Annotated in this window: 23 protein-coding genes; 8 read left to right on the top strand and 15 right to left on the bottom strand. The window is 62.4% G+C overall.

Features of this window, described 5'->3' with window-relative positions; all coding sequences use genetic code 11:
• Nucleotides 1-107: 107 nt before the first annotated feature.
• A complete protein-coding gene (locus BCA01S_RS24855) occupies nt 108-1,307 on the top strand; it encodes an amino acid aminotransferase (protein ID WP_027779242.1) in 1,200 nt (399 codons plus the stop codon).
• Nucleotides 1,308-1,427: 120 nt separating this feature from the next.
• On the opposite strand, the gene BCA01S_RS24850 is transcribed toward BCA01S_RS24855, so the two are convergent.
• Both BCA01S_RS24850 and BCA01S_RS24845 read right to left on the bottom strand, forming a co-directional pair.
• Nucleotides 1,428-2,666, bottom strand: a complete 1,239-nt coding sequence (locus tag BCA01S_RS24850; RefSeq protein WP_027779241.1) for a DUF3734 domain-containing protein — start codon at nt 2,664-2,666, stop codon at nt 1,428-1,430.
• A gap of 10 nt (nt 2,667-2,676) precedes the next feature.
• Nucleotides 2,677-3,474 (bottom strand): 3-hydroxybutyrate dehydrogenase, encoded by a 798-nt coding sequence (locus tag BCA01S_RS24845; RefSeq protein WP_013587820.1) that lies wholly within the window; start codon nt 3,472-3,474, stop codon nt 2,677-2,679.
• A 243-nt stretch (nt 3,475-3,717) separates the two neighbouring features.
• Between BCA01S_RS24845 and BCA01S_RS24840 the strand changes: the two genes are divergently transcribed.
• Together BCA01S_RS24840 and BCA01S_RS24835 are read left to right on the top strand one after the other, a co-directional pair.
• Nucleotides 3,718-4,689: a potassium channel beta subunit family protein gene (locus BCA01S_RS24840; RefSeq protein ID WP_027779240.1), complete on the top strand. Its 972-nt coding sequence runs from the start codon at nt 3,718-3,720 to the stop codon at nt 4,687-4,689.
• Nucleotides 4,690-4,967: 278 nt separating this feature from the next.
• Nucleotides 4,968-5,813, top strand: a complete 846-nt coding sequence (locus tag BCA01S_RS24835; RefSeq protein WP_027779239.1) for a 23S rRNA (adenine(2030)-N(6))-methyltransferase RlmJ — start codon at nt 4,968-4,970, stop codon at nt 5,811-5,813.
• A 48-nt stretch (nt 5,814-5,861) separates the two neighbouring features.
• Here the strand turns inward: BCA01S_RS24835 and BCA01S_RS24830 are convergent, their stop codons facing one another.
• The 4 genes from BCA01S_RS24830 to cueR form a co-directional block, all read right to left on the bottom strand.
• Nucleotides 5,862-6,899 (bottom strand): ABC transporter substrate-binding protein, encoded by a 1,038-nt coding sequence (locus BCA01S_RS24830; protein ID WP_027779238.1) that lies wholly within the window; start codon nt 6,897-6,899, stop codon nt 5,862-5,864.
• A 228-nt stretch (nt 6,900-7,127) separates the two neighbouring features.
• Nucleotides 7,128-7,493: a hypothetical protein gene (locus BCA01S_RS24825; protein WP_027779237.1), complete on the bottom strand. Its 366-nt coding sequence runs from the start codon at nt 7,491-7,493 to the stop codon at nt 7,128-7,130.
• Nucleotides 7,494-7,715: 222 nt separating this feature from the next.
• Nucleotides 7,716-7,862 carry a DUF3563 family protein gene (locus tag BCA01S_RS37330; protein WP_020069992.1) on the bottom strand — a complete coding sequence of 49 codons (147 nt, stop codon included), beginning with the start codon at nt 7,860-7,862 and terminating at the stop codon, nt 7,716-7,718.
• Between the two features lie 273 nt (nt 7,863-8,135).
• Nucleotides 8,136-8,588, bottom strand: a complete 453-nt coding sequence (gene cueR / locus BCA01S_RS35260) for a Cu(I)-responsive transcriptional regulator (protein ID WP_042319334.1) — start codon at nt 8,586-8,588, stop codon at nt 8,136-8,138.
• Nucleotides 8,589-8,711: 123 nt separating this feature from the next.
• Here cueR and BCA01S_RS24810 point away from each other — a divergent pair, with 123 nt between their 5' ends.
• Both BCA01S_RS24810 and BCA01S_RS24805 read left to right on the top strand, forming a co-directional pair.
• The gene (locus tag BCA01S_RS24810; protein ID WP_027779236.1) at nt 8,712-8,930 is read left to right on the top strand and encodes a heavy-metal-associated domain-containing protein; all 219 of its coding nucleotides are present in this window, start codon (nt 8,712-8,714) and stop codon (nt 8,928-8,930) included.
• Nucleotides 8,931-8,944: 14 nt separating this feature from the next.
• Nucleotides 8,945-9,865, top strand: coding sequence for a dTDP-4-dehydrorhamnose reductase family protein (locus BCA01S_RS24805; protein WP_027779235.1), 921 nt, complete (start codon nt 8,945-8,947; stop codon nt 9,863-9,865).
• A 72-nt stretch (nt 9,866-9,937) separates the two neighbouring features.
• Here BCA01S_RS24805 and BCA01S_RS24800 read toward each other — a convergent pair whose 3' ends face one another.
• The 8 genes from BCA01S_RS24800 to BCA01S_RS24765 form a co-directional block, all read right to left on the bottom strand.
• The gene (locus BCA01S_RS24800; RefSeq protein WP_027779234.1) at nt 9,938-13,087 is read right to left on the bottom strand and encodes an error-prone DNA polymerase; all 3,150 of its coding nucleotides are present in this window, start codon (nt 13,085-13,087) and stop codon (nt 9,938-9,940) included.
• 6 nt (nt 13,088-13,093) lie between these two features.
• Nucleotides 13,094-14,575, bottom strand: coding sequence for a Y-family DNA polymerase (locus BCA01S_RS24795; protein WP_244145941.1), 1,482 nt, complete (start codon nt 14,573-14,575; stop codon nt 13,094-13,096).
• A complete protein-coding gene (gene imuA, locus BCA01S_RS24790) occupies nt 14,505-15,212 on the bottom strand; it encodes a translesion DNA synthesis-associated protein ImuA (RefSeq protein WP_027779232.1) in 708 nt (235 codons plus the stop codon). Before imuA ends, BCA01S_RS24795 begins: the two co-directional genes overlap by 71 nt.
• A 217-nt stretch (nt 15,213-15,429) precedes the next feature.
• A complete protein-coding gene (locus BCA01S_RS24785) occupies nt 15,430-16,101 on the bottom strand; it encodes a superoxide dismutase (RefSeq protein ID WP_425176066.1) in 672 nt (223 codons plus the stop codon).
• 187 nt (nt 16,102-16,288) lie between these two features.
• Nucleotides 16,289-16,444: a hypothetical protein gene (locus BCA01S_RS38085; RefSeq protein WP_156955083.1), complete on the bottom strand. Its 156-nt coding sequence runs from the start codon at nt 16,442-16,444 to the stop codon at nt 16,289-16,291.
• A gap of 8 nt (nt 16,445-16,452) precedes the next feature.
• Nucleotides 16,453-18,603, bottom strand: coding sequence for an HrpF/NolX family T3SS translocon protein (locus BCA01S_RS35255; RefSeq protein ID WP_052369499.1), 2,151 nt, complete (start codon nt 18,601-18,603; stop codon nt 16,453-16,455).
• A 25-nt stretch (nt 18,604-18,628) separates the two neighbouring features.
• On the bottom strand, nt 18,629-18,871 hold the full coding sequence (locus BCA01S_RS38615) for a hypothetical protein (protein WP_027779230.1): 243 nt from the start codon (nt 18,869-18,871) through the stop codon (nt 18,629-18,631).
• Nucleotides 18,872-18,967: 96 nt separating this feature from the next.
• Complete coding sequence (locus BCA01S_RS24765; protein ID WP_244145942.1) at nt 18,968-19,930, bottom strand: phage tail tip lysozyme; 963 nt, start codon at nt 19,928-19,930, stop codon at nt 18,968-18,970.
• Between the two features lie 364 nt (nt 19,931-20,294).
• Here BCA01S_RS24765 and BCA01S_RS24755 point away from each other — a divergent pair, with 364 nt between their 5' ends.
• The 3 genes from BCA01S_RS24755 to BCA01S_RS24745 all read left to right on the top strand — a co-directional run bounded on the left by BCA01S_RS24755 (nt 20,295) and on the right by BCA01S_RS24745 (nt 21,593).
• Nucleotides 20,295-20,507 (top strand): hypothetical protein, encoded by a 213-nt coding sequence (locus tag BCA01S_RS24755; RefSeq protein WP_156955082.1) that lies wholly within the window; start codon nt 20,295-20,297, stop codon nt 20,505-20,507.
• An 8-nt stretch (nt 20,508-20,515) separates the two neighbouring features.
• Complete coding sequence (locus tag BCA01S_RS24750; protein ID WP_042319327.1) at nt 20,516-20,995, top strand: lytic transglycosylase domain-containing protein; 480 nt, start codon at nt 20,516-20,518, stop codon at nt 20,993-20,995.
• A 166-nt stretch (nt 20,996-21,161) separates the two neighbouring features.
• On the top strand, nt 21,162-21,593 hold the full coding sequence (locus tag BCA01S_RS24745) for an HrpB1 family type III secretion system apparatus protein (RefSeq protein WP_027779225.1): 432 nt from the start codon (nt 21,162-21,164) through the stop codon (nt 21,591-21,593).
• 97 nt (nt 21,594-21,690) lie between these two features.
• Here BCA01S_RS24745 and sctC read toward each other — a convergent pair whose 3' ends face one another.
• A complete protein-coding gene (gene sctC / locus BCA01S_RS24740) occupies nt 21,691-23,475 on the bottom strand; it encodes a type III secretion system outer membrane ring subunit SctC (RefSeq protein WP_042319325.1) in 1,785 nt (594 codons plus the stop codon).
• Nucleotides 23,476-23,505 lie beyond the last annotated feature (30 nt).

Here is a 23,505-nt window from a genome sequence, read left to right as displayed (position 1 = left end):
CTGTCCGCGTTCTGCATCATCCGGCGTTTGCGTTTTGCATGAAACGCAGTCGGCACGGTCGCGCATGCTCGTAGCTGCCCTCTTTTCACTACTGCTGCCCACCCACCATGTCTCTGTTCTCCGCCGTCGAACTTGCTCCCCGCGACCCGATTCTGGGCCTGAACGAAGCCTTCAACGCCGACACGCGTCCCACCAAAGTCAACCTCGGCGTTGGCGTGTATTTCAACGAAGAAGGCAAGATCCCGCTGCTGCGCGCCGTGCGCGAAGCGGAAAAGGCACGTGTCGAAGCCGCGTTGCCGCGCGGCTATCTGCCTATCGAAGGCATTGCCGCCTATGACGCAGCCGTGCAAAAGCTGCTGCTCGGCAACGATTCGCCGCTGATCGCCGCGGGCCGCGTCGTGACGGCGCAAGCACTGGGCGGCACGGGCGCGCTGAAGATCGGCGCGGACTTCCTGAAGCGCCTGAATCCGGGCGCCAAGGTCGCGATCAGCGACCCGAGCTGGGAAAACCACCGCGCATTGTTCGAAGCCGCGGGCTTCGAAGTCGTGTCGTATCCGTATTACGACGCGCACACTCACGGCGTCAATTTCGACGGCATGCTGAGCGCGCTGAACAGCTACGCAGCGGGCACCGTCGTCGTGTTGCACGCCTGCTGCCATAACCCGACGGGCGTGGATCTGACCGTCGATCAATGGAAACAGATCGTCGAGGTCGTCAAGGCGCGCAATCTGGTGCCGTTCCTCGACATCGCCTATCAGGGCTTTGGCGACAACATCGAAGCCGACGCAGCGGCCGTGCGACTCTTCGCGGCCTCCGAACTGAACGTGTTCGTCTCGTCGTCGTTCTCCAAGTCGTTCTCGCTGTACGGGGAGCGTATCGGCGCGCTGTCCATCATCACCGGCAGCAAGGAAGAAGCTACTCGCGTGTTGTCGCAACTCAAGCGCGTGATTCGAACGAACTACTCGAACCCGCCGACGCATGGCGGTTCGGTGGTCGCCGCGGTGCTCGCGTCGCCGGAACTGCGCGCCACGTGGGAAACGGAACTGGCGGGGATGCGTGATCGGATTCGCGCAATGCGCAATGGCCTCGTCGAACGCCTGAAGGCAAGCGGCGTGGATCGCGACTTCAGCTTCGTGAATGCGCAGCGCGGCATGTTCTCGTACTCAGGCCTGACCGCGCCGCAAGTGGACCGTCTGCGCGAGGAGTTCGGCATTTACGCCGTCAGCACGGGCCGCATTTGCGTCGCTGCATTGAATACGCGCAACCTCGACGTGGTGGCCAACGCGATTGCTCACGTGTTGAAGTAAAGCCTTTTCCAAGGCGCGCGATGCCGCGCGCTCTGGTTGATTCGGTTGAAGCCGAATGTGAGAACGGCGCCCCTTTGAGGGTGCCGTTCTCGTTTGTGGACTCCGTGTTGGCGGATGATGTCAGCGCGAGTCGCGATGAATGTCGTGCGTGACGAAGCCCGCGTCGTTATCCGGCATGGCGAGCCAATCCGGCTGCGAAAGCGAATGGCGGATGTCTGCCAGTCCGCTTTCCCAGTGCTCCCGCATGGTCGAGAGGCCAAACTGGAAGTCCTTGTAGTGCCCTTCGTATTCCTTCTGCCGGTAGATGAGATGAATCACGTTGTAGCGCTTCGAGCACGACAGGTCTTCAGCCAGCTTGCACCATGGATCGTCGCGCTGGTCCGGCGAGACCCGGTCCAGCACCTCACGCAGCACGTGCCGGAAACGCTGTGAGCGTTGCAGCATGTCGGTCACAAGACGCGTGCGGCTCGAATACTGAATATCTTTCATGCGCCCTTGCACGTCGGTGATGTTGTCGGGCACAGGCCCGATCGCGCTCCACAGATCGACCTGGAACGCCAGCGTGTCGCGCCGCGGCGTGGTTTGAATCACCTCATAGAGCGGCGTGTTCGACATCAAGCCACCGTCCCAGTAATACTGGCCGTCGATTTCCACAGCAGCGAAGCCGGGCGGCAAAGCACCGGATGCCATGAAGTGCTCAGCCCTCAGCGTGGTCTGCGTGTTGTCGAAGTAGGCAAAATTCCCCGTGCCGCAATTGACGGCGCCCACGGACACACGCATTTCCCGTGAGTTGATGCGGTCGAAGTCGCACAGACTTTCCAACGTCGCCTTGAGCGGCGCGGTGTCGTAGTAGCTGGCCGCTTGAGGCGGTCCCGACACCGTCGGCAAAGGCGGCGGGAAGCGCGGCACAAAGAAGCCCTTCTGCCCTTCCACGAGCGCGCCAATGGCCTGCGTTGCCGTGAAAGCCTTACGCACCGCGTCGCTCGAATTGAAAAACGCGTGCTCAATGAACGCGGGCAGCGGCAAACCGAATGCCGGCTGGCAGATGGTTTCCCAGAATTGCAGCAGCCGTTCGACCCGCTTTTCCGGCGGATTGCCGGCGATGATCGCCGTATTCAACGCGCCGATAGAAATGCCTGCCAGCCAGTTCGGCTCGACGCCTGCTTCATGAAGCCCCTGAAAAACGCCGGCCTGATATGCGCCCAGCGCGCCGCCACCTTGCAGTGTGAGCGCAACGGTTTCATAGGGCGGCAATTGGACGCGCTTGCCGCGGGCCGACGCGGACGCCGCGCTGGCGCCTGCGCCTTCCTCATTACCGGCCGCGCCGAGGCGCGCCCGTTTGAGATTGCGTTGCGCCATGCGCACCTCCTTATTGCATGTACCAGCCGTGACTTACGATAAACGATTGGCCCGTCAGTGCAGCCGTGGGGAAAGTGGACAGGAACAGGACGGTTTGCGCGACGTCTTCCACCGTGGTGAAAATGCCGTCGACCGTACCGCCCAGCATGACGCGCTTGACCACTTCTTCTTCGCTGATGTTCAGTTCCTTGGCCTGCTCCGGAATCTGCTTGTCGACGAGCGGCGTACGCACGAAACCCGGACACACGACATGCGAGCGTACATTGTGTTTTGCGCCTTCCTTGGCGAGCACGCGAGCGAGACCGAGCAGCGCATGCTTGGCCGTCACGTAAGCGGACTTGAGCGGCGACGCCTCATGCGAGTGAACCGAACCCATGTAGATCACGATGCCGCCGCGATCGTCCTTGTACATGTGCTTGAGAGCCGCCTTGGTGGTGAGGAACGCCCCGTCCACGTGAATGGCTTGCATCTTCTTCCAGTCGGAAAACGAGTAGTTTTCGATCGGATTGACGATCTGAATGCCGGCATTGGAAATGAGGATGTCGACCGAACCCAGCTCTGCCGCCACTTTGTCGATGCCCTGGTTCACCGCGTCTTCGTTAGTGACATCCATTGCGATGCCGATTGCCTTGCCCCCGCCCTTCGTGATTTCTTCAGCAACGGCATTCGCGCCGTCCTGGTTGAGGTCGGCAATTGCGACAGCCGCGCCCGCAGCCGAAAGGGTCAACGCAATCTGCTTGCCGATGCCGCTCGCCGCGCCAGTGACGACCGCGACCTTGCCATTCAGATTTGTGTTCAGTGACGACATCCAGAACCTCCATGCAGTTGATGAGCAATGAGACCACGAGCCGCGCGCAGCGAGAAGTAGACCGAATGGCATAGGCGCGCATAGGCGCTGTCCTATACCGTTCGGCCGATGTTGCACTGCGGCCAATGCTGCTATTGTGCATGAACCGTGTGGAATCGATCGGTAAAAAGCACGCCCCGGCTTATCTATTTAAACTAGGCGTTCTGGCAGGATTCCGGTCGCTTCACTATCGAGGAGAATTGCATGAATTATCGGCGTCTAGGCCGCTCGGGGCTGCAGGTCAGCGAGTTGTCCATCGGCTCGTGGGTTACGTACGGCAATCAGGTCGACCATCGCGCGGCACGTGAATCGCTCGCTGCCGCGCGCGATGCGGGGGTCAATTTCTTCGACAACGCGGAGGTGTACGCGGGCGGCAAGTCGGAAGAAATCATGGGCCAGGCGCTCAAGGAACTGGCATGGCCACGTGTTAGCTACGTCGTGTCGACGAAATTCTTCTGGGGCCTGGAAGAAGCGCCTAATCAGTACCACACGCTGAACCGCAAATATCTGCTGAACGCAATCGACTCGTCGCTCAAGCGTCTGCAACTCGACTATGTCGATCTGGTCTTCTGCCATCGGCCGGACCCGAACACGCCGGTCGAGGAAACCGTATGGGCAATGAGCGACATGATCACGCGCGGCAAAGCCTTGTACTGGGGCACCTCCGAGTGGAGCGCCGACGAAATCCGCGCCGCTTATGACATCGCGGAGCGGCACCATCTGCACAAGCCGGTCATGGAACAGCCGCAGTACAACCTGTTTCACCGCAAGCGCGTCGAACAGGAATACAAGCGTCTCTACGAAGATATCGGTCTGGGGCTGACTACCTGGAGCCCGCTCGCGTCAGGCCTCCTCACCGGCAAGTATCGCAACGGCGTGCCGGCGGACAGCCGCGCGCAGTTGCAGGGCTACGACTGGCTGCGCAAACAGGTTACCGACGCAGGCAAAAACAATGTGGTCGGCAAGCTGGGCGAAGTGGCCGACGAACTGGGCTGCACCGTCGGCCAGCTTGCGATTGCATGGATTCTCAAGAATCCGCATGTCAGCACCGTGATTACAGGCGCATCGCGCGTCGAGCAGATTAGCGAGAATATGAAATCGGCTGAGGTCGCCCAGCAGATCACGCCGGAGATCAAAGAGAGAATCGAAGGTATTTTCGGAGACGTGCACGACTAACGCCGCTCTGTCGGACGTCTGGGTACGGCCGCGGCAAGGTCGCGGTCGCGGTCGCGGTCGTGGTCGCGATCGTGGTTGCGGTCGTGGTTGTGCACGGAACAGCGCAATCCGACAACGCGCACGGTAACGCCGCCGCAACTCACTGCGACGCGCGCGGCGTCGCGTACAATACGCGACCGCGCGGCACATCGGCGTTCTGTGCCGGCGTGCCGCCGCAATGCATCCGCATCGCCGACTCCAGCCGGGAACGGCGCGCCCTCTTTCTGCATCTCCTCATCATGCTCAGCTATCGCCACGCCTTTCATGCAGGCAACCACGCCGACGTTCTCAAACACGCGGTCTTGTTGCAGCTATTGCGCTATCTCGGTCAGAAGGACAAAGCCTACTGGTATATCGACACGCATGCCGGCGCGGGCGTCTATTCGCTGCAGGAAGGCTATGCGGTCAAGACCGGCGAGTTTCAGACAGGCATCGCCAGGCTGTGGGAGCGCAACGATCTCCCGTCGCTCTTCTCCGACTATGTCGATGAAGTCGCCGCGCTCAATCCCGACGGCCAGCTGCGCTTCTACCCCGGCTCGCCGTATATCGCCTGGCGCCAGATGCGCGAGCAGGACCGTATGCGTTTATTCGAGTTGCACACCACTGAGATCGACGTGCTGCGTCACAATTTCCGCGATGCGGGCCGGCGCGCGATGCTATACGCGGGCGACGGCTTCGACGGCATTCTCGCGCTGCTGCCCCCGGCCCCGCGCCGTGCGCTAATACTGCTCGATCCTTCCTATGAGGACAAGCGCGACTACACGCGCACGCTGCGGTGCGTGGAAGAGAGCCTGAAGCGCTTCCCCACCGGCACCTACGCTGTCTGGTATCCGCAAGTGAAGCGCCCCGAATCGCAACGCTTTCCCGACCAGCTGAAAAAGCTGCAGGAGCGCAACTGGCTGCACGTCAGCCTCACGGTGAGCAATCCGCCCACGGACGGATTCGGGCTTTTCGGCAGCGGCATGTTTATCCTGAATCCGCCGTACACGCTGCCGAAGATGCTGAAGGATCAGATGCCCTGGCTGGTGAAAACGCTCGGTGAGGACAAGGCCGCGCAGTTCAAGGTCGAATACCGCGGCGATTGACGCCAGGCGAGGTTGCGCATAGTCGAATGGCGCGCCCTCGCCACGCTGTTACTTGAGTTGTGCCGCGGCCCTGCGGGCGAAGTCGTTGGTATAGGTCGCGTTCAGGTCGATCTTTTTCGGATCGAGCCGGTTATCGAACGACGCCAGTGCGCGCAACGAAGTCTCCGGGCCGTCGGCGGGCATCAGGCCGTCTGGCGAATAAGCGTCCCGCACATTGTGGAACGCCTCGACATAGAGCGAGGAATCGTTTAACAGATAGGCCGGCGGCACCATCTTCAGCAGATCGGCATCGCTCGCGGTCTGCAGCCAGTGATCCGCGCGCACGATGGCATTGGCGAGCGCCTGCGTCGTCTTTGGGTATTTCTGAATGAAACTCTCCGGCGCATACAGTGTGGCCGCCGGCATCGTTCCGCCGAACACCTCCTGCGTTCCTTTCACGGTGCGCGTATCCACCAGCACCTTGATTGCGCCGCTGCGTGTGAGCTTCGTCATCATCGGATCGACGTTGGATAGCGCGTCGATCTGACCGTTGCTCACCGCCGCGAGCACGGTTGCGCCGCTGCCTACACCGATCGCCGCAATGTCGCTCCTCTGCACGCCGGCCTTGCGCAAGGCGACAGTCAGCACGAGATCGGTCGATGACCCCGGCGCGCTCACGCCGACCTTTGCGCCTTTGAAATCGGCAAGCGTCTTGATCTTGTCTGCCTTCGACGTCAATACGGCAACGACGATCTGCGGCGCGCGGCCCATCAACGCAAAGGCCCGGTAGCGTTGGCCCTTCGCCTGCATGAATAGTGTGTGCTCGAATGCCCCGGCGCCGATATCCGCGCTGCCGCCCACCACCGCTTCGAGTGCTTTGGAGCCGCCCGCGAAATCTTCGAGCGTGACCTCGAGACCCTCGTCCTTGAAAAAGCCCAACTGCTGGGCCGTGAGCACCGGCAAGTAGTAAAGACCCGGCAGACCGCCAACGGCCATTGTCAGTGCCGGCTTTTCGGGGACGTCTTTCGCGGACGCCACGCCGTGCAGTGCGGCAAGGGCGAACAACGTGGCGCAAACGGCGGCGCGCCGCATCCAGTGATTGGGCATTTGACGTCTCCTTTTTGTATGTTCTCGTTCAATCTGGTTGCCGGGCCGCCCCTGTGGGACTGTCGGCGCGACTTTGCGGCAGAGACCGCTTGAGGATTGTCGTCGCCCGACTGGTGGCGCGCCATGCGCCCAAACCCCAATGGCCAGGCGCGGGCGCACGAATTCGCGGCGCCGCGTTTCGCGCGGACTTCCGGGCAGCAAGCTACGGGCAGGATCGGCGCGACTCAGCTATTGCGGACGCGGAGCGGGCCGAGGCACGGGATACGGTTGAGGATACGGCTGAGGTTGCGGTGCGACACCACCGCCGCCGACGGGCAACTGGATATACGGCGCGACGACGATCGGCATGGATGAATTCGGCGCCAGTTCGGTAGGCGTAGCGATAGGTTGTGCTTCGACGATGGGTTGCCGCGATAGCGGCGCTGTCTGCAGGACGGTTCCGCTCTGCCCGTCGCTGATTCCATTCTGCGAGTCGAGGATCACAGGCTTGCGGCTATTGCTCGACGCAGCAGACGCGCTCGACACGGCGCAAGCCGTGGCAAACAAAACTGCAATGGCGGTCAGAGAGAATTTGAACGAATGGGTCGAAGACATGGGGCGGACCGATTGAGCCGGGAAGGCCGGATTGCGCTGAAAAACGCTTTACCTTACCGCGACGCGGGCTTCCCCGCTAGTCGATATTCGCCACCTCGAGTTTTGCGACGCCTTGAGGACAACGTGGCGCCCAGATGTGACAAAGCCCCGCAAAAGACGGGGCTCACACTTAACAGCTACTTCTGAACTACTGTGGCGGCAAAAGACGCTCGCCTAAAAAGCTTACAGCGAATAACCGTTGGCTTCGAGCGAGCGGATGCGCTGTTCGAGCTGAACGATATCCGACGACGAAGCCAGATACGCTTCACGGCGGTCGCGCTCTGCAGTTTCAAACCAGGTGCTCAGTTTTTCAAGGACGTATGCAAACATGATGTTCTCCAAGGATCAGATTGAATCCCCGGTGGATCGGGCATCAGGGATTTCCCGTAAAAGGGTTAACCCGGATTATAGGCTGATGGTGCAACCGCGCCAGTGAAATGCTCGCATGATGTGCATTCCAAATTGGAATGCTGCACATGGGTAGTGCATAAAGCACGTTGATTTGATTAGGTCACGCGGAAGCCAGTAGACCACAAAGTACGAAGGAGACTAACTTCATGCACACATTAGGTGCATAAACCAACGCATCGCCGCCTCATGCCACTACACGTTGACTTCGGCCTTCGAGAACCCCTTGCAAGCGTTCCCGCTCTCCGCCGAAACCATGCCGACGTCCGCAAGCCCCTCGATGATCGGACATTCCGGACGGTCGTCGCCGTGACAATGGTTGGCAAGATGCGCCAGCGTGTCGCGCATATCGGTGAGTTCGGCAATGCGTCGATCGAGTTCGGCCACGTGGTCCAGCGCGATTGCCTTCACTTCGGCACTCGCACGCGTGCGGTCGTGCCACAGCGCGAGCAGTCGCCGGATGTCTTCCACAAGAAAGCCCAGTCGACGCGCCCGGCGAATGAAGCGCAGTGAATGCACCTCCTGCGGACCGTAGACACGATAGCCGGCGGTCGTACGGGATTTCGCCGCGAGCAAGCCGACGCTTTCGTAGTAGCGAATCATTTTCGCCGTGACGCCCGACGCGCGGGCCGCTTCACCAATGTTCATCACTGTTTCCCCACTCAATGCGTCGATCGTACACCTTCCCATGATGGGAAGGTCAGCCACCTAAATCTGGTCAGGAAGGCATAATTCAATCATCGCAACCGACATTTCCCCGAGGCAATTCCGATGAAAACCGAATTCCAGGTTGAAGGCATGAGCTGCCAGCATTGTGTTGCGGCAGTCACCAACGCTATTCGCGAGCACGACGAAGCCGCGCAAGTGCAGGTAGATCTCGCGGCGGGCCGGGTCGCGGTCGAGTCGACGCAATCGGTCGACGCATTGAAGGCCGCCATCGACGAGGCCGGCTACACGGTCAAAGGCGTGTCGCCCGGCGCAGCGAGCTAAGGGGAACGCGGATCATGTTCAAGGTCGCTGTCATAGGAGCTTCTGGCCTGCTTGGTCGCGCTGTCGTCGACGAACTGGCGGCTCAGCCGGCCTGGCAAGTCGTCGGCACTGCCTTCAGCCGGCCAGCGCCGAATACCGTCACGCTCGATGTCCGGGATCCGCGGGCAGTCGAGCAGTTTGTCGAGCGCGAAGCGCCGGATGCGCTCGTGATTGCCGCCGCCGAGCGTCGGCCGGATGTGTGCGAGCGTCAGCCGGAAGTGGCCCGCGCGCTCAATGTGGATGCCGTGCGCGCGCTCGCCGCCGCCGCGCACCGGCGAGGCGCATGGACGCTGTCCATTTCCACCGACTACGTTTTCGACGGCACGCATCCGCCCTATCGGCCGGATTCCGCACCGGCGCCGCTCAATGCATATGGGCGCAGCAAGCTGGACGGCGAGCAGGCGTTGACCGACACGACCGACCTGGGCTGCGTGCTGCGCTTGCCGCTGCTGTACGGGCCGATTGTCGATTGGGCGGAATCCGCCGTGACGAGTCTCGTGCCGGCCATTGCCGCGTCGGCATCGGCGCAGGGCAAAGCGGCCAGCATGGACGCATGGGCGATCCGCTATCCAACCTTCACGCCGGACGTCGCGTTCGTGATACGGCAGATGCTCGAGCGTCACGCAGCGGGTGACGCGATTCGCGGCATCGTGCAATGGTCGGGCGACGAACCGATGACCAAGTACGAGATCGCCATGCGCCTCGCGCGAGCGCTGCAACTCGACGCGCGGCTCGTGCCGCAACACACGCCGACCGATGCGACGCCGCGTCCGCATAATTGCCACCTGGCGTCGGACCGGCTGGAGCAACTCGGGATCGGCCGCCGCACGCCGTTCGATACGGCGATACGCGAGGTGTTGGCCGCGTTCCCGTGGCGCGGCGATACATCCACCTGAACCGGATACCCCGATTTTGTGCTCTGCAGGCATGCGCTCAATGTCGAACGCCTTTCGAAGCGCACAAACGTCTTAGCAAAAATTCCTGCTAACGGAATGCAGCCCGCCCAGCAGATGCGACATATCGACGAGCCGTTGTGCCACCAGATGCCGGACCTCGCCCTGACATTGCCATACTCCATAGACAGCCAGCAACGACGCACTGAGCGCTTCCTTGCGTTGCTTCTCGAGCAGGCTTGGCCACACGATGACGTTCACGTTGCCCGTTTCGTCTTCGATTGTCACGAACACCACGCCTTTCGCGGTGCCGGGACGCTGCCGCACGGTGACGAGACCGCAGCCTCGCGCAAGCCGGCCGTCGCGATAAGTGCGCAGCGTCGCAGCCGGCATTAACCGGTTTGCCAGCAACTGCGGGCGCAAAAGTTCCAGCGGATGGCGGCCGAGCGTCAGGCCCACTGAGCGGTAATCCGCCACGATGTCGTGTGCTTCGGAGGGCGCGCCGAGTTCGGGCGTTTCGTCCTCGACGGCCGCGACTGCAAGCATGTCTTTGTCCGGCACGGCAGCGACCGACTGCCATAGCGCCTCGCGCCGGTTGCCGGCAAGCGAGGTCAGCGCATTGGCGTCCGCCAGGATATGCAGGTCCCGGCGATCGAGCGCTGCGCGACGCGCGAGGTCTTTCGCGCTTGCAAACGGGCGCACCGCACGCGCATTCTCAATCCGCTCGGCCGTGCCTTCCTTCATGCCACGTAGCAGCGACAGACCCAGACGCACCGCAGGCCGTGCGGCATCCGCAATACGCTCAAGAGACGAGTTCCACCCACTGATAGTCACATCGACTGGCAGTACGCTGACACCATGCCGTTGCGCATCCTGCACGAGTTGCGATGGCGAGTAGAAGCCCATGGGCTGGCTGTTGAGCATGGCGGCCAGAAATGCCTCGGGCTCATGGCATTTGAGCCAGCTGCTCGCATACACGAGCAGCGCGAAACTCGCGGCATGACTCTCCGGGAAACCATATTCGCCAAAACCTTTTATCTGTTCGAAGATGGCTTCCGCAAACGCAAGGTCATAGCCCCGCTCCTGCATGCCGAGCACAATGCGGTCATAGTATTTGCCGAGACCACCCTTGCGTTTCCACGCCGCCATTGCGCGCCGCAACTGGTCGGCTTCGCCCGCCGTAAAGCCCGCGGCGAGAATCGCGACCTGCATCACCTGCTCCTGGAAAATCGGCACGCCGAGCGTGCGGCCCAGTGCGGTCTCCAAATCCTTGCTCGGATAGGTGACCGGCTCAAAGCCCTGGCGACGGCGCAGATACGGATGAACCGCACCACCCTGAATCGGACCCGGCCGCACGATGGCCACTTCGATCACCAGGTCGTAGAACGTTCGAGGCCGCATGCGCGGCAGCATCGACATCTGTGCGCGCGACTCGATCTGGAAGACGCCCACCGTGTCGGCGGCGGAAATCATGTCGTAGGTTGCATCGTCTTCTGAGGGAATGTCCTGCATCTCGAAGCGCTCGCCGCGCTGCTCCGACACGAGGTCGAGCGTGCGCCGAATGGCCGACAGCATGCCGAGCGCAAGCACGTCGATCTTGAGCAGCCCCAGCGATTCGAGGTCGTCCTTGTCCCATTGGATGACGCTGCGCTCTGCCATCGCGGCGTTCTCAACGGGAACGAGGCGCGTGAGCTTGCCACGGCTAATGACGAACCCGCCCGAGTGCTGCGACAGATGCCGCGGAAAGCCATACAGTTGCGCGGCGAGCGTGGCCCACGCGCGGATGAGCGGCGTTTGCGGGTTCAGCCCGCATTCCTCGAAGCGCTTCAGCAGGTCCGCACTGTTATCGAACCAGTGATGCGACTTGGCGACCGCATCGACTATCTGCATATCGACGCCGAGCGCCTTACCCGTTTCGCGCAAGACGCCACGCGCACGATACGTCGAGACCGCAGCGGCAATCGCCGCGCGGTCGCGACCGTACTTGCGATAGATGTACTGAATCACTTCTTCGCGCCGCTGATGCTCGAAGTCGACGTCGATGTCAGGCGGCTCCCCGCGCTCTTTCGAGATAAAACGCTCGAAAAGCATGTTGCCGCGCGCAGGGTCCACTTCCGTCACGCCGAGGCAATAGCAGACAGCCGAATTGGCCGCCGATCCGCGTCCCTGACACAGGATGTGCTGACTGCGCGCAAAGCGGACCAGGTCGTAGACCGTCAGGAAGTACGGTTCATATTGCAGGTCGGCAATCAGTTCAAGTTCGTGCTCAATCTGCTCCTGCACGTGGTGCGGAATACCCGACGGAAAGCGCCGTTGCGCGCCGATGTACGTCTCCTGCCGGAGATAGGCGGTCGGCGTGAAGCCGGGCGGTATCAGTTCGTCGGGATACTCGTAGCGCAGTTCGTCGAGCGAGAAGGTACAGCGCGCGGCAATGTCGACGGTCGCGGCAAGTGCCTCCGGCGGATACAGATTGGCCAGCCGCAGCCGCGAGCGCAGGTGCTGCTCCGCATTCGGCGCAAGCTCGTATCCGCATTCATGAACCGGCTTGCCGACGCGAATGGCGGTTATCGTGTCCTGCAGCGGTTTTCTTGAACGCACGTGCATGACCACTTCGCCGAGTGCGACCACCGGCACGTCCCGGTTGCGCGCGACGAATTCGACCGCGCCGCGGTGAATGTCGTCCATCGCCCGCTGATGGAGCACCAGGCCAACCCACGCGCGTGCGGGAAATGTCTCGTCCAGCCATTCGACCTGGGCATTGAGCACATCCTCTTTTGCCGGGAAGGTCGGCACGAGAATGGCCAGGCAGTCCGGCAGGCCCAGCAGGTGCCGGTATTCCTTCTCCGGTCGCGACAGGTCCTGCGGCGTGAGCCGGTATTCGCCCTTCGGCGCGCGTGTACGCGCCAGCGTGATGAGTTCGGACAGATTGCCGTAGCCCTCGCGATTTTTCGCCAGCAGGATGAGTCCGAATGCCGGCGAGCCGTCGGCGTTCACCAGACGAAAGTAGGATCCGACGATAAACGGCAGCTTCGCTTCTTTCGCCGCGACGTGCGCGCGCACCACACCGGCAAGCGAGCACTCGTCGGTAATCGCAAGTGCCGAGTAGCCCAGTTGCGCGGCGCGCTCAGCGAGTTCCTCGGCGTGCGACGCGCCACGCAGAAACGAAAAATTGGAGAGGCAGAAAAGCTCGGCATACGCCGGCAGCATGCTGAAGGTGGTGTCCATGGCGCGTCATCCGAAAAGGCCATGAAGGAACCACCGCTGGTCTTCTTCGGCGTCGCGACTGCTGACACGTTCGCGGTAAATCCAGTAGCAGCTCTGGTCGTCGGCCTGAGCGACGAAGTAGTCGCGCGTCACGAGTTCACCGTCGAACCAGCCCGCTTCGATACGCTCGCCCGGCGACACCATGCGCAGCGGCGAGCCATAGAACGGACGATGCTGGCGCATGATTAAGCGCACCGGCGTATCGAGCATCCACGTGGGCCTCGGCAAGCCTTCCGGTATGACTGCGGGCTTCACCGGTTGCGTCACCGGCACCCAGCAGTTGGCGACTTCCGGCCGATGGTCGGGGCTCGGCGCGGGCCGCAGCACGTTCTCGTCGCCTAGCCGGGCGACCAGCAGTTCGAGTAGCCGTGCATGATCTTCCTTCGAGCCGCCGGGCTCGGGAAAAAGCGTATCGGAAGCCGGCGCAGCGGACTCCACTTTCGAGGCATCCAGACGCAATGCGATAACCGGCGCAGTGAGCTCGATGCGATGCAAGCGCTCCTTCAGCAGCCTCACCAGGTGTTCTTCACGCCACGTTGGTTCGCCGAGGGCAATGTCGATGGTGGTGGGTTCAATGGCGTCGCGCCCCCGCTCGTGCTCCAGCAACAAACGTATTGCGGTGAGCGCCAACTGCTTTGCGCAGAGCCAGCCGCACAACTGCACGATCAGCCGATGCGCGCCGAACACGGCGCCGTCCGCATGTTCGAGCCGGTCGGGCATTTCGATGCGCGCGGAAAACGTGGGCGGCAGTTCGAGCCAGTCGAAGAGTTCCGGCGCGGTGCCAAATGCGCGGTCGAGCGAATCGAGCAGGTGCTCGCCGCAGCGCCGCTGCAACCCGGCGCGCGGCAGCCGGCGGATGTCGGCGATGGTTTCGCAGCCGAGCCCGGCGAACCAGTCGGCGAACTCGCGCACTTCGGGGACCGCGACCATGGGCAGCGCGGCGAGACGCTGCTCGAGCGTGGACAGCTTCAGCACGCGCCTCGCGCCCCGCCCCTTCGCATATCGCGCCAGCAGCCACGCGCCCTGGCCGGTCGGCGCGGCGCTCACACGCGCGGTGAGACCGAGCGTGGCAAGCAGCGCCTTCGCCTCGCGGCACAGCGCAAGCAGTCCGCCAAAGAGGCGCAGGCTCGCGCCTATTTCCACGACGACAGTCGCTTCATCGAGCAGCGCGACTTCGGGCGAAAAGCGCATTAGCGCGATGCCGACCTCGCGTTGTGCGGACTGCTCGCGGGCGAAGTCGCGTTCGTGCATGTCTGTCTCGGGCGACAGCGTGAGCACGCCCCCGCGTTTCATGCCAAGCCTCACTCCGGCCGCGCGCGCGACGCTGTCCGCAATCACGACCTTGTCCTTCTCGAGCACGACACTGCCGTGAGCGGGCTCAGGCGACCACTTCGGCCTGAAAACTTCGAGCGGCAACTTCGGCAGGTGAACGGCGAGGAAGACGCGCATGTCGTGACAGCAGAACAGGAGTGGGTTGAAGGGGAATCGACAGGGGCTCCGCGCGCGAGGGCCCTCGTCGTTTCACGATGTCGACGGTCAGGCCGTCGGCAGATGGTTTGAGCGCCAGCCGCAATAGCGCCGGCGAGGCGTCCTGAGCGCTCGCGAGCGGCCGCACCATGACGAAAAGCGTCTCCGACGACTGCGCCGCCAGATGCAGGCGCCGAAGCGACGAAGCCTGCGCATACTGCGCCCAGAAAATCAGCGCACCGCAACTGCCGGCACGCAGAATCTGTTCTGCCGACCACAGCGCGTCCGCCGTTTTCTGCGCCTTGACGCGCAGCACCTGCTCAAGCGACAGGCCGATGTAGCTGAGCCCGAGGCCGTCCGGTGTATGCGGGGGCTGGACGAACGCGATGGGCCGGTTGCCGGCTGCACTGAGTGCGGGTCGTAGCAACCGCAGCTCGCCTACACCCGGCTGCTGCACGAGCAGGTCGACCAGTGCGCCCACTGGCCAGCCGCCACCGGGCAGTTCAGCCGATAGCGCCGGGTAGCCGGTGTCGACCACCTGCCCCCGGCCGCGCGCAAGCTGGGACGCCCGCCACAGGGACGGGTGTATCGCTTCGGGCGGTGGAGAAGAGGCAGTCATGGACGAAAAAACCTGTATGGATGTACAGTATCCTACACGGATTTTCGCGACGGGGAACAGGCACTTTTTTTGGGAACGAATGGAAGGACAGGTGCGTGCCCAAGCTCGTGGGCCATCCATTCCAGAGAAAACGCCATACAGCAGGCACTTCCCGACGCACACCGCCATTGCGGCGGTGTGCGGTCTGAATCTCAATGAACGGGCTGAAGCGCTGGAATCAAACCCGATCCAGATTCGCCGAAGCAAACGCCCAGTTCAAATGACGCGACACGGTCGCGACCAGGTAATCCGGCCGGCGATTCTGATAATCGAGGTAATAGGCGTGCTCCCACACATCCACCGTCAGCAGCGGCGCCTGACCGCGCGTGAACGGGGTTTCCGCATTGCTCGTCTTCACCACCGCGAGTTCGCCTCGATCGACCACCAGCCATCCCCAGCCGCTGCCGAATTGCGACGCTGAAGTGGCCACCAATGCTTTGGTCAAAGCTTCCGTGGAGCCGAACTTGCGCTGGATCGCCGCCTGCAGCTTCTCGCTCGGCGCGCTCGCATCCGGACTGAGCGAGTTCCAGTAAAAATTGTGATTCCACGCCTGCGCTGCGTTGTTGAACACGTCGACGAGCGCCGGCTGATCGTGCGACTGCATGATCAGCTCTTCGAGCGACGCATTGGCGAGCGGCGTGCCGGCCAGCAGCTTGTGCAGATTGTCGAAGTACGCACGATGATGTTTGCCGTAGTGAATCCCGATCGTACGCGCCGAGATAACCGGTTCGAGCGCGTTGTCCGCCCACGGCAACGGCGGCAAAGTTTGCGGCGACGCGCCGAGATACGCCGGCACCCCACGCGAGCTTGCAGCCTTCGCAGCGGCCTGCGTGCTCGCGCCGAATGACATCTTCGAAAGCAGCACACCGACTGACGCCAGCGATCCGGTTGCCATCAGACGACGGCGCGACAAAGACGATTTGAGCATGTTTGAAATCCCCAGTAATGTGGCGCGGCGCTCATGATGTCCGCCGCACTCACACAACATTCCACGCTATCTGGCTATTCCATCGTGGCGGGGAATTATTTGCCCGCTTCTAACGGGACGATTGGGACGCTTCGGAGCCTTGCGGCGCGTCGCTCTGCCGCTTCGCGTCGGTCTTCTGCTTCGTGTCGTTCTGCTGCTTCATGACGCGCTTCTGCTTCGCGTTGTTCTTCTGCTTCGTGTCATTCTTCTGTTTCGCAGCGAGCATCGCTGTTATCAGGCCGCGCCGGGAAGATTCAAATCGTCCTTGTGATCGTCGTACTCGGTTCCGGCGACTTCCTTCGCGCCGTCCTTGGCGATCTGCTTACCCGCTTCCTTCGCGGCCGTTTTGTTGATCACACCTTTGTTGGCCTGATACGCCGCGTTCAGTGCCGCCGACTCCGCGCCCTTGAGCGCCGTGCCCGCACCCGGCACGGTCAGCGCGCCGAGGGCCGCGCCGCCCACATCGAAGCCGGCCTTGATGCCGGCCTGCTTCATGTCGCCGCCTTCGAGCGCGGTGTCGGCAAGTTCGTAGCCGCTCGAAAGCGCCTGCGCGCCAACCGAGCCCGCTGCCGCCAGCTGGCTGATAAGCGGAATCTTGAGATCGGCGATCACGCCGAGCACCTTCGACACAACACCCTCGATCTTCGAGGCGATCGTGAGGAGCCCGTGCAGGAAGTCCTGGAACTGGCCGCCCTTCTTCGCCTTCGTGTCCGGCTGGTCGGCTTCGCCGTCCTGCATCGCGGCGACCGCGCTCGCGTCCTCCGCGCTCGACGGCGCCTGGGTCGCGTAGGTCGGCGCGGGCGTTTTGTTCATCGTCGAGGTAAATTTGTCGAAGTCCTTTTTCGAAATCTTGCCGTCGTCGGCGGCGTGGAAAAACGAGCCGCTATTGCCGTGCAGCGCGTTGTCCATCATGCCGAACAACATCGGATCGTTGAGCAGTTGCTTCGCTGCTTTCGCGACGTCGGGGTTCGGATCGTTCGACAAGGTCTTGAGCTTGTCGCGCGTCAGGTTGCCGTCCTTGAAGAACGCGTCGGAATTCGCCTGCATCGTTTTAACGGTGGCGGTTTCGTCTGCATTCAATTCGACGTTCGATGAAATCGCGTCCTCCAGCTTGCCGCGTTTGACCTTGCCGTCGGCGTTGCCTGCGAGCTTCTGCCAGTCGTCCGGATGATCGAGGTAATACTGCGCCGCCGCGATCACTTGAGGCGGGCGCTTGCCCTCGCTGCCCGTTCCGTCGACGATCTGCTGCAACGAGTCCTTCGTCACCGGGTCGGGCAGGTTGTCGGAATAGCGATACAGCTCGCGCTCGGCGTCGTTCGCCGTCATGGGGCGGCCCTGCTTCGCGCCGCTGGTGTCGTCCGACGGAATGTAGTTCTTCTCGAACGAACTGGCCTGCTTCTGGTTCATCGCGATCAACGTGGGGGAGTTCGAAAGCGCTTTCACGTCGCCGCCACTGAACTTGCCGTCCGTCTTGCCGTTCTTGCCCGAGTCCAGCATCTGCTGCAAGCCGGGATCGTTCTTTACCGTTTGCAATGCCGCCTTCAGATCGGGCGGCGTTTTCGGATCATTGATCTTCTTGTCGAGATCCGAGAACTTGAGCGTGCCAAGTTCGCCTTCGTGACGCTGCAACACGTTGATCGCGTTTGCACGATCCGGCGACGCGGCCAGTTGCTGGTCCGCGAGCGTGCGCTTTATGTCGCCTGCGATGAACTTGCCGTCCGACTTGCCGTTCAATGCGCCGTCGAGTTGCTTCTGCAAGTCGGGATCGTTCTTCAGCGATTGCAGCGCCTGCTTGAGATCGGGCGGCGTCTTCGGATCGTCGATCTTCTTGTCGAGATCGGAGAAGCTCATCGTGCCCAGTTCCTTCGCGTGCGCGTCGAGCACGCTCAACGTGTTCGAGCGCTGTTGGGCGAGTTGCTGGGCCTGCTGTTCTTCCGGCGTGGGTGCGGGCGATGCCGGGGACGCGCTCGCGTCAGGGTCGGCCGCCGTTGTATTGGCAGGCTCGGGCTGCGCGGCGACGGGCGCGGCCGCGCCGCTGTCTTCGCCTGCATCATCGGCGCGCTGGCCGTCCGCCGGTTGCATCGTATTGCGCAACATGGGTCCGCTCGCATTCGGCTGAGCGCCGCCCGTTTGGGCGAGATTGCGCAGCACGAGTCCGCGCGGCACGGTCTGGCCGTCAGGAGTGCCCGGCGCCTTGCCTCCAGCTGACGACGCATGCTTCAAACCCGTCAGCATCGCGCTAAACAATGCTTGCATTTCCGCCGAACCGGCGTCCTGCGTGTCGGCCGGCGCGCCGTTTCTCAGCGCCGCCGCTTCGGGCGTGCCGACATCGCTCGCGGTGTTGGCCTGCAGCGGCGTGGTTTGCGTCAGTACGCGCATATTCATTGTTAGCTTCCTTGATGATTTCGGGTTATTGGCCGGACTTGCCCGCACCGCGAACAAGCAATTCGATTCGCCGCGCGACGCTCGCGGACATTGGCGGCAGATGCTGGCGTGCAAAAGCCGCCTGCAACGCTTCATACTGTCTTCGCAGCGCCGCCGCCCGCGCCTGAAGCGCGGGGCGCAGTTGCAGCGTGATTTCGAACGCGTACGAAGCGTCCGCGGACAATTGGCCGTCAAGATAAGACATCAGCAGCAACTCACTTGCATACATAGCGCCGTTCCAGGTCGGACCGAAATAGCGGGATTGGCAAGCGCCGGCCGTTCAGCCCCGCTGCCGTCCCGACTGCGTTGCCGCGCGGCGAGACCGTTACGCCAGAATCGTCGACAGATTCGCAAGCCGCGACGCCATCTGCGGATCGCTTGGATGCTCGAACGCGTCGGAAAACGCCTGCGTCGCGGCTTGCGGCGTCTTCGCGTTCTTCACCGCGTCGATCGCGCCGCGTTGTGTCGTTTCCAGTTCCTGCTTGAGGAAGCCGTAGTTGGCGGCCTGGCTCGACGGATCGAGCGGCGGCTTCTGGCTTGCCGCGAAGTCGAGTAGACCTTGCTTGCGCGAGCCGCCCCACTGCGCGATTCCGTAGCCGTTGGCGTTGTCGTCGGCCATGTTGCCGCTCGGCTTGCCGATTGCTCCGCCCTGGTTGATGCCGGAGTTCATGCCCCCGCTCTCATGCCACAGATTCGCGACGACGCCGGCCGCCTGGTCCTTCGTCAGGCCGAAGTCTTTTTGCAAATTGGCCATGTAGGCGTCAGCAACCTGCTTGCTTTGTGCAGGCGTGTTCGCGGTAGTTTGCGGCGCAGTGCTGAGACCGGTGCTGCCGTTATTCGACGATGCACCCGCTGCACCTGCTGCGCTCGCGGCGGAATCAGCGGCAGGCGCAGCAGACGACGCACCGCCGGAAGCCGCTGGCGCTGAAGCCCCAGCCGGGCCTGCGGCGCCTCCATGCGCACCGCCGAGCCCCGCCAATACATGATGCCCGCCGTGATGCGCGCCGGACCCTGGCATGCCCGAACCCTGATCCTGAGCGTCGTCGCCTTGCTTGAGCAATGCGAGCAGATCCTGCATGAACTTCGCGACGTCGTTGACCTGGCCATCCTGGCCCGCGCCGTTGCTGGCCGCACCGCTCGCGGAATTGCCGCCGTCGAGCAGGTTCGCGATATCGCGCAGCAGATTGCTGACGTCCGAGCCGTGCGAACGATCGTTGTCGGCATTGGGCAATCTGTTTGTCGAAGTGCCGACGAAGTAATTACCGCTCGCTGTAGATATGGGATTCATGGCGTTCTCTTCTCTCGATGAGTGACAGACGCGTGACGCTCGACAGCGCCGCGTTTGCATCAAGATAGATTTCCCTCGCACGCTGTTGCGTAGCGCGTGCGAAGCCGCATGCAGTGCGCCGAACCTGCGCGCCCGCAATCTGAAAGTCGCCTGCTTCGAGACGACCCGAGGCGACCCCAGGCGACTTGCGACGCGCGCTTCGCGCCGCCGTGGTGCCGCTTCGCGTTACGTCATGCGCAAACGCTGGCAACAGGTATGGTGAAGTTCTCCATGTGAATCGCTCATCTTGAGCAACGCTGTCATGTTCATTCGCCGACCTTGTGCCGTGTATTGCGCTTCGTTGTTCACCGGCGCCGCCCTGTTGATGACGTTTACCGTTTCGACGCGAGCAGCCACCGGGTTCGTGCGTGTCGATGCACATTACGACGCCGTGGCGGAACGGCATCGCGAGGAGCGGTTGTGGGAAAAACGTCAGCAGGACGCGCGCCGTCAGCAGGCAATTCACGACGACTATCGTCAACGCAGTGAACGCGCGCAACGCGCTCACGCCGCGAGCGAACGCGGGCAACTGTATTGACGCCGCCCATGTGCCTTGTAAAACCGCGCATTGCCGGCGCCGCCGTTTGTTCGCTCGTTATGTTTGCAGCAGCGCCCGCGTATGCCGATTGTTTCGACGACGCCGCCGCGTATCAGCACGTCAATCCGACTATCCTGCGTGCAATCGCATGGCAGGAATCACACTATCGTGCGGACGCGGTTCACAAGAACGCAAACGGCTCGATCGACTACGGTCTCATGCAGATCAATTCGATTCATCTGAGCGCGCTAGCGCGCTACGGAATCGGTCAGGACGCGTTGATGACGCCGTGCAAGAACGTCTACATCGCCGCATGGCAATTGCGCCGGCAGGTCGTCAAATACGGCAATACGTGGGCCGCCGTTGGTGCTTATCACTCGGCGACGCCCGCATTACGCGACGACTACGCGCGTCGTATCGCCGCTATCGTCGAGCGCTGGAGCATGGGATCGGCGTCGGCATCGACATTGGGAATGCCGGCGCCTTGACGTGCCGCCATGCGTCGAGCATGCGTCAAAGCCGCGGTGGCACGCGGCCCACTTCGTGGCAAAGCACGACGCTTCGCGCGATCCGCTTGTTGCGGCGGGCCGCGTCGCACAATGCAAATGGACGCACCACGCGAATCGTTTGTTCCTTCTTCTCTGTGAAACCAGCATGCCGACCATTCAATGCAGCGCCACCGTACTCGACGCTTTCCTATCCGTATTCTCGGGCGGCATGCGCATCGGAGCGCAGGCCGATCTCGACGACATGTTGCTTGCGTTGCGAACATGGCAGCCCGATTCGCCGCTCGCCGACGTACTCGAAGCGCGTCTGCATATCAGCCGGACCGACTGGCGCGAGGCGGCGCAACTGCTGCGTCAGGTGAGTGACCGGTACGCGGGTTTGCCGATCGTATCGGCGTTGCACGGCTTGTGTCTCTTCATGCTGCGCGACGACGAATGGCGGCGTCTCGGCGCGCAGGTTCTGGAGAGCGGCAATCAGACAGCAATCGCTATCGTCGGGCGGTTTCTCGGCGTGACGATCGAGCCGGGCGCGCACCCGTCGCTGCTCGCCGAGCGTGTGACCGAAGCCGTGCACGCCTGAAGCACCGCAAAAAAAAGCCGGTGTGACGCATATCGCGCACAACCGGCATTCAGCGTTTCGTTCCTGCATCCGTTACCAGGACTCGATCAGAACTCGATCAGAACTCGATCACGCGCGGCGAAAGCAATACCAACCGTTCCATATGGCTATTCTGTTTCTGCCGATAGCGAAACAGTCCGCCCAGAAACGGTATCTTCGACAGGACCGGCACGCCCGATTCGCCGTTGGTCTGGTTATCGATCCGATATCCGGCAATCAGCAGACTCTGCCCTTCCGTCACGACGGCTTCCGTGTTGATTTCGCTCGTGGCGATCTGAGGAATCTGGTCGGTCGTTTGTCCGGGCACGATCTGTCCGTCCTCGACATGCACCTGCAACTTGATTTGCGTCTTGCCTTCGTCGTCGGTGACCATTGGCAGCACCCGCAGCGTATTGCCGACCGACACGCTGAACAGATCGCTCGACGTGAACCCCGCTACCTTCACAAAGAAGCGCGTTTTGTTGTCCATGACCGCCTCGACGTTATCCAGCGTCGCGACCTTCGGGCTTGCGTCGACGCGCGCGAGATCGTCCTGTTCGAGCGCATTGACGCGCGCGAGCAGATAACGCCCCGCATCGCCCACCACCGCCGTCAACGACAAGCCCGCCGGCGTCACGTTGGCAATCGTGTTGCCGTTCGCGTCGGTTCCCGTGAACGTCGGATTCAACTGGCCGTTGAAGCTGTTCGCACTCGTCACGCCGTTGCCCGTCTGAAAGTCGACGTGGCTGTTGTGAGCGCGCCAGTCCACGCCGATCTGCTTGAGCGCGTTGTCGTTGATCTGAATGATGTTCGCCTCGATCTCGATCATGCGGCGCTTTACGTCGAGCCGGTCGATGAGCGGCTTGTATTGATCGACACGTTGCGGCAGATCCCGCACCAGCACCGAGTTCGTGCGCGGGTCCGCAATGATGACCGGCAACGAGCCCGCGCCGTCGGGTAGCGCGGCCGTGGACGGCGCGCCTCGTCCGCTCGCGTCGTTGCCGTTGTGCGCGCCTTGCGCAGGCGCGCCGACGGGCCCCGCCGCGTTCGGCAACGGCGCGCCGAACAGACCCGGCAACGGCGGATTGACGCCCGCGTTGTCGGGATACGGCGAGCCGCCGGAGGTCCCGCCCCGCACGTCCGCCATCGCGTCGACAGGTCGCACCGAAGGCGTCACATCCGGCGTCGCACCGCGCGAGTTGCCATTTTTGTCGCTATCGTTTTGCGGGTGATACAGGCTCGACAGCACGCTCGCCACGCCAGGCACGATCACTGTCTTGCCGTCGATCACCACTTTATGATCGTCGGCCCAACCGTTTTTCAGCGGATACACGCGGACCTCGCTGCCGGTGCGTCGATTCGCGTTCTGATCGATGCGCGCCGCCACGTCGCTCACGAGTGACAAAAGCCGGCTCGGTCCGGTTACCAGTGCAACGCCCTGAACCGGGTCGTACACGATCGGAAAGCGGTCGGTTTCGAGGCCGATCTGCTTGAGCGTCTGACGCAGATTTTCCGTTCCGGCGAAGTCGAGGTTGATGACTCGTGTGGAGACGTCGTTGGCCGCGCTGATCGACAGCACGCTGCCGTCGTAGAACCACACAAAACCGAAGGTCGCGGCCATCGTGTCGATGAACTTGCGCGGCGGCAGGTCGAAGCGGCCCGACACCGTGCCCTGGATATTTGGCGCAATGGAAATGATGATGCCCTGGCTCGCCGCGAAATCGCTCAGTACATCCTTCACGTCCTTGCTTTCCACCGAGATCTGCACGAGCCCCGGCCGCCATTTGATTGGCGCAGCGTGAGCGGTAGTGAGACAGAGAAGCAAAGCCGCGCCGATTGCACAGCGACCTAGTTTTGATTTCATGATGTTGTGGAAAGTCGGTGATTGAGATGA

It is taken from the genome of Paraburkholderia caledonica NBRC 102488, from assembly GCF_000685095.1.
Lineage (GTDB): Bacteria > Pseudomonadota > Gammaproteobacteria > Burkholderiales > Burkholderiaceae > Paraburkholderia > Paraburkholderia caledonica.
This window is presented reverse-complemented; position numbering and strand designations above follow the sequence as displayed.

Bases quoted from the DNA above. Each gene is read 5' to 3' on its own strand.
- BCA01S_RS24795 (WP_244145941.1), bottom strand. From the start codon at position 14,575: ATGCGCGTCTTCCTCGCCGTTCACCTGCCGAAGTTGCCGCTCGAAGTT.
- BCA01S_RS24835 (WP_027779239.1), top strand. From the start codon at position 4,968: ATGCTCAGCTATCGCCACGCCTTTCATGCAGGCAACCACGCCGACGTT.
- BCA01S_RS24830 (WP_027779238.1), bottom strand. From the start codon at position 6,899: ATGCCCAATCACTGGATGCGGCGCGCCGCCGTTTGCGCCACGTTGTTC.
- BCA01S_RS24825 (WP_027779237.1), bottom strand. From the start codon at position 7,493: ATGTCTTCGACCCATTCGTTCAAATTCTCTCTGACCGCCATTGCAGTT.
- imuA (WP_027779232.1), bottom strand. From the start codon at position 15,212: ATGACTGCCTCTTCTCCACCGCCCGAAGCGATACACCCGTCCCTGTGG.
- BCA01S_RS24750 (WP_042319327.1), top strand. From the start codon at position 20,516: ATGTGCCTTGTAAAACCGCGCATTGCCGGCGCCGCCGTTTGTTCGCTC.
- BCA01S_RS35255 (WP_052369499.1), bottom strand. From the start codon at position 18,603: ATGAATATGCGCGTACTGACGCAAACCACGCCGCTGCAGGCCAACACC.
- BCA01S_RS24755 (WP_156955082.1), top strand. From the start codon at position 20,295: ATGACGTTTACCGTTTCGACGCGAGCAGCCACCGGGTTCGTGCGTGTC.
- cueR (WP_042319334.1), bottom strand. From the start codon at position 8,588: ATGAACATTGGTGAAGCGGCCCGCGCGTCGGGCGTCACGGCGAAAATG.
- BCA01S_RS24845 (WP_013587820.1), bottom strand. From the start codon at position 3,474: ATGTCGTCACTGAACACAAATCTGAATGGCAAGGTCGCGGTCGTCACT.
- BCA01S_RS24745 (WP_027779225.1), top strand. From the start codon at position 21,162: ATGCCGACCATTCAATGCAGCGCCACCGTACTCGACGCTTTCCTATCC.
- BCA01S_RS38085 (WP_156955083.1), bottom strand. From the start codon at position 16,444: ATGCTCGCTGCGAAACAGAAGAATGACACGAAGCAGAAGAACAACGCG.
- BCA01S_RS24850 (WP_027779241.1), bottom strand. From the start codon at position 2,666: ATGGCGCAACGCAATCTCAAACGGGCGCGCCTCGGCGCGGCCGGTAAT.
- BCA01S_RS24800 (WP_027779234.1), bottom strand. From the start codon at position 13,087: ATGGACACCACCTTCAGCATGCTGCCGGCGTATGCCGAGCTTTTCTGC.
- BCA01S_RS38615 (WP_027779230.1), bottom strand. From the start codon at position 18,871: ATGTATGCAAGTGAGTTGCTGCTGATGTCTTATCTTGACGGCCAATTG.
- BCA01S_RS24805 (WP_027779235.1), top strand. From the start codon at position 8,945: ATGTTCAAGGTCGCTGTCATAGGAGCTTCTGGCCTGCTTGGTCGCGCT.
- sctC (WP_042319325.1), bottom strand. From the start codon at position 23,475: ATGAAATCAAAACTAGGTCGCTGTGCAATCGGCGCGGCTTTGCTTCTC.
- BCA01S_RS24855 (WP_027779242.1), top strand. From the start codon at position 108: ATGTCTCTGTTCTCCGCCGTCGAACTTGCTCCCCGCGACCCGATTCTG.
- BCA01S_RS24785 (WP_425176066.1), bottom strand. From the start codon at position 16,101: ATGTCATTCGGCGCGAGCACGCAGGCCGCTGCGAAGGCTGCAAGCTCG.
- BCA01S_RS24840 (WP_027779240.1), top strand. From the start codon at position 3,718: ATGAATTATCGGCGTCTAGGCCGCTCGGGGCTGCAGGTCAGCGAGTTG.
- BCA01S_RS37330 (WP_020069992.1), bottom strand. From the start codon at position 7,862: ATGTTTGCATACGTCCTTGAAAAACTGAGCACCTGGTTTGAAACTGCA.
- BCA01S_RS24810 (WP_027779236.1), top strand. From the start codon at position 8,712: ATGAAAACCGAATTCCAGGTTGAAGGCATGAGCTGCCAGCATTGTGTT.
- BCA01S_RS24765 (WP_244145942.1), bottom strand. From the start codon at position 19,930: ATGAATCCCATATCTACAGCGAGCGGTAATTACTTCGTCGGCACTTCG.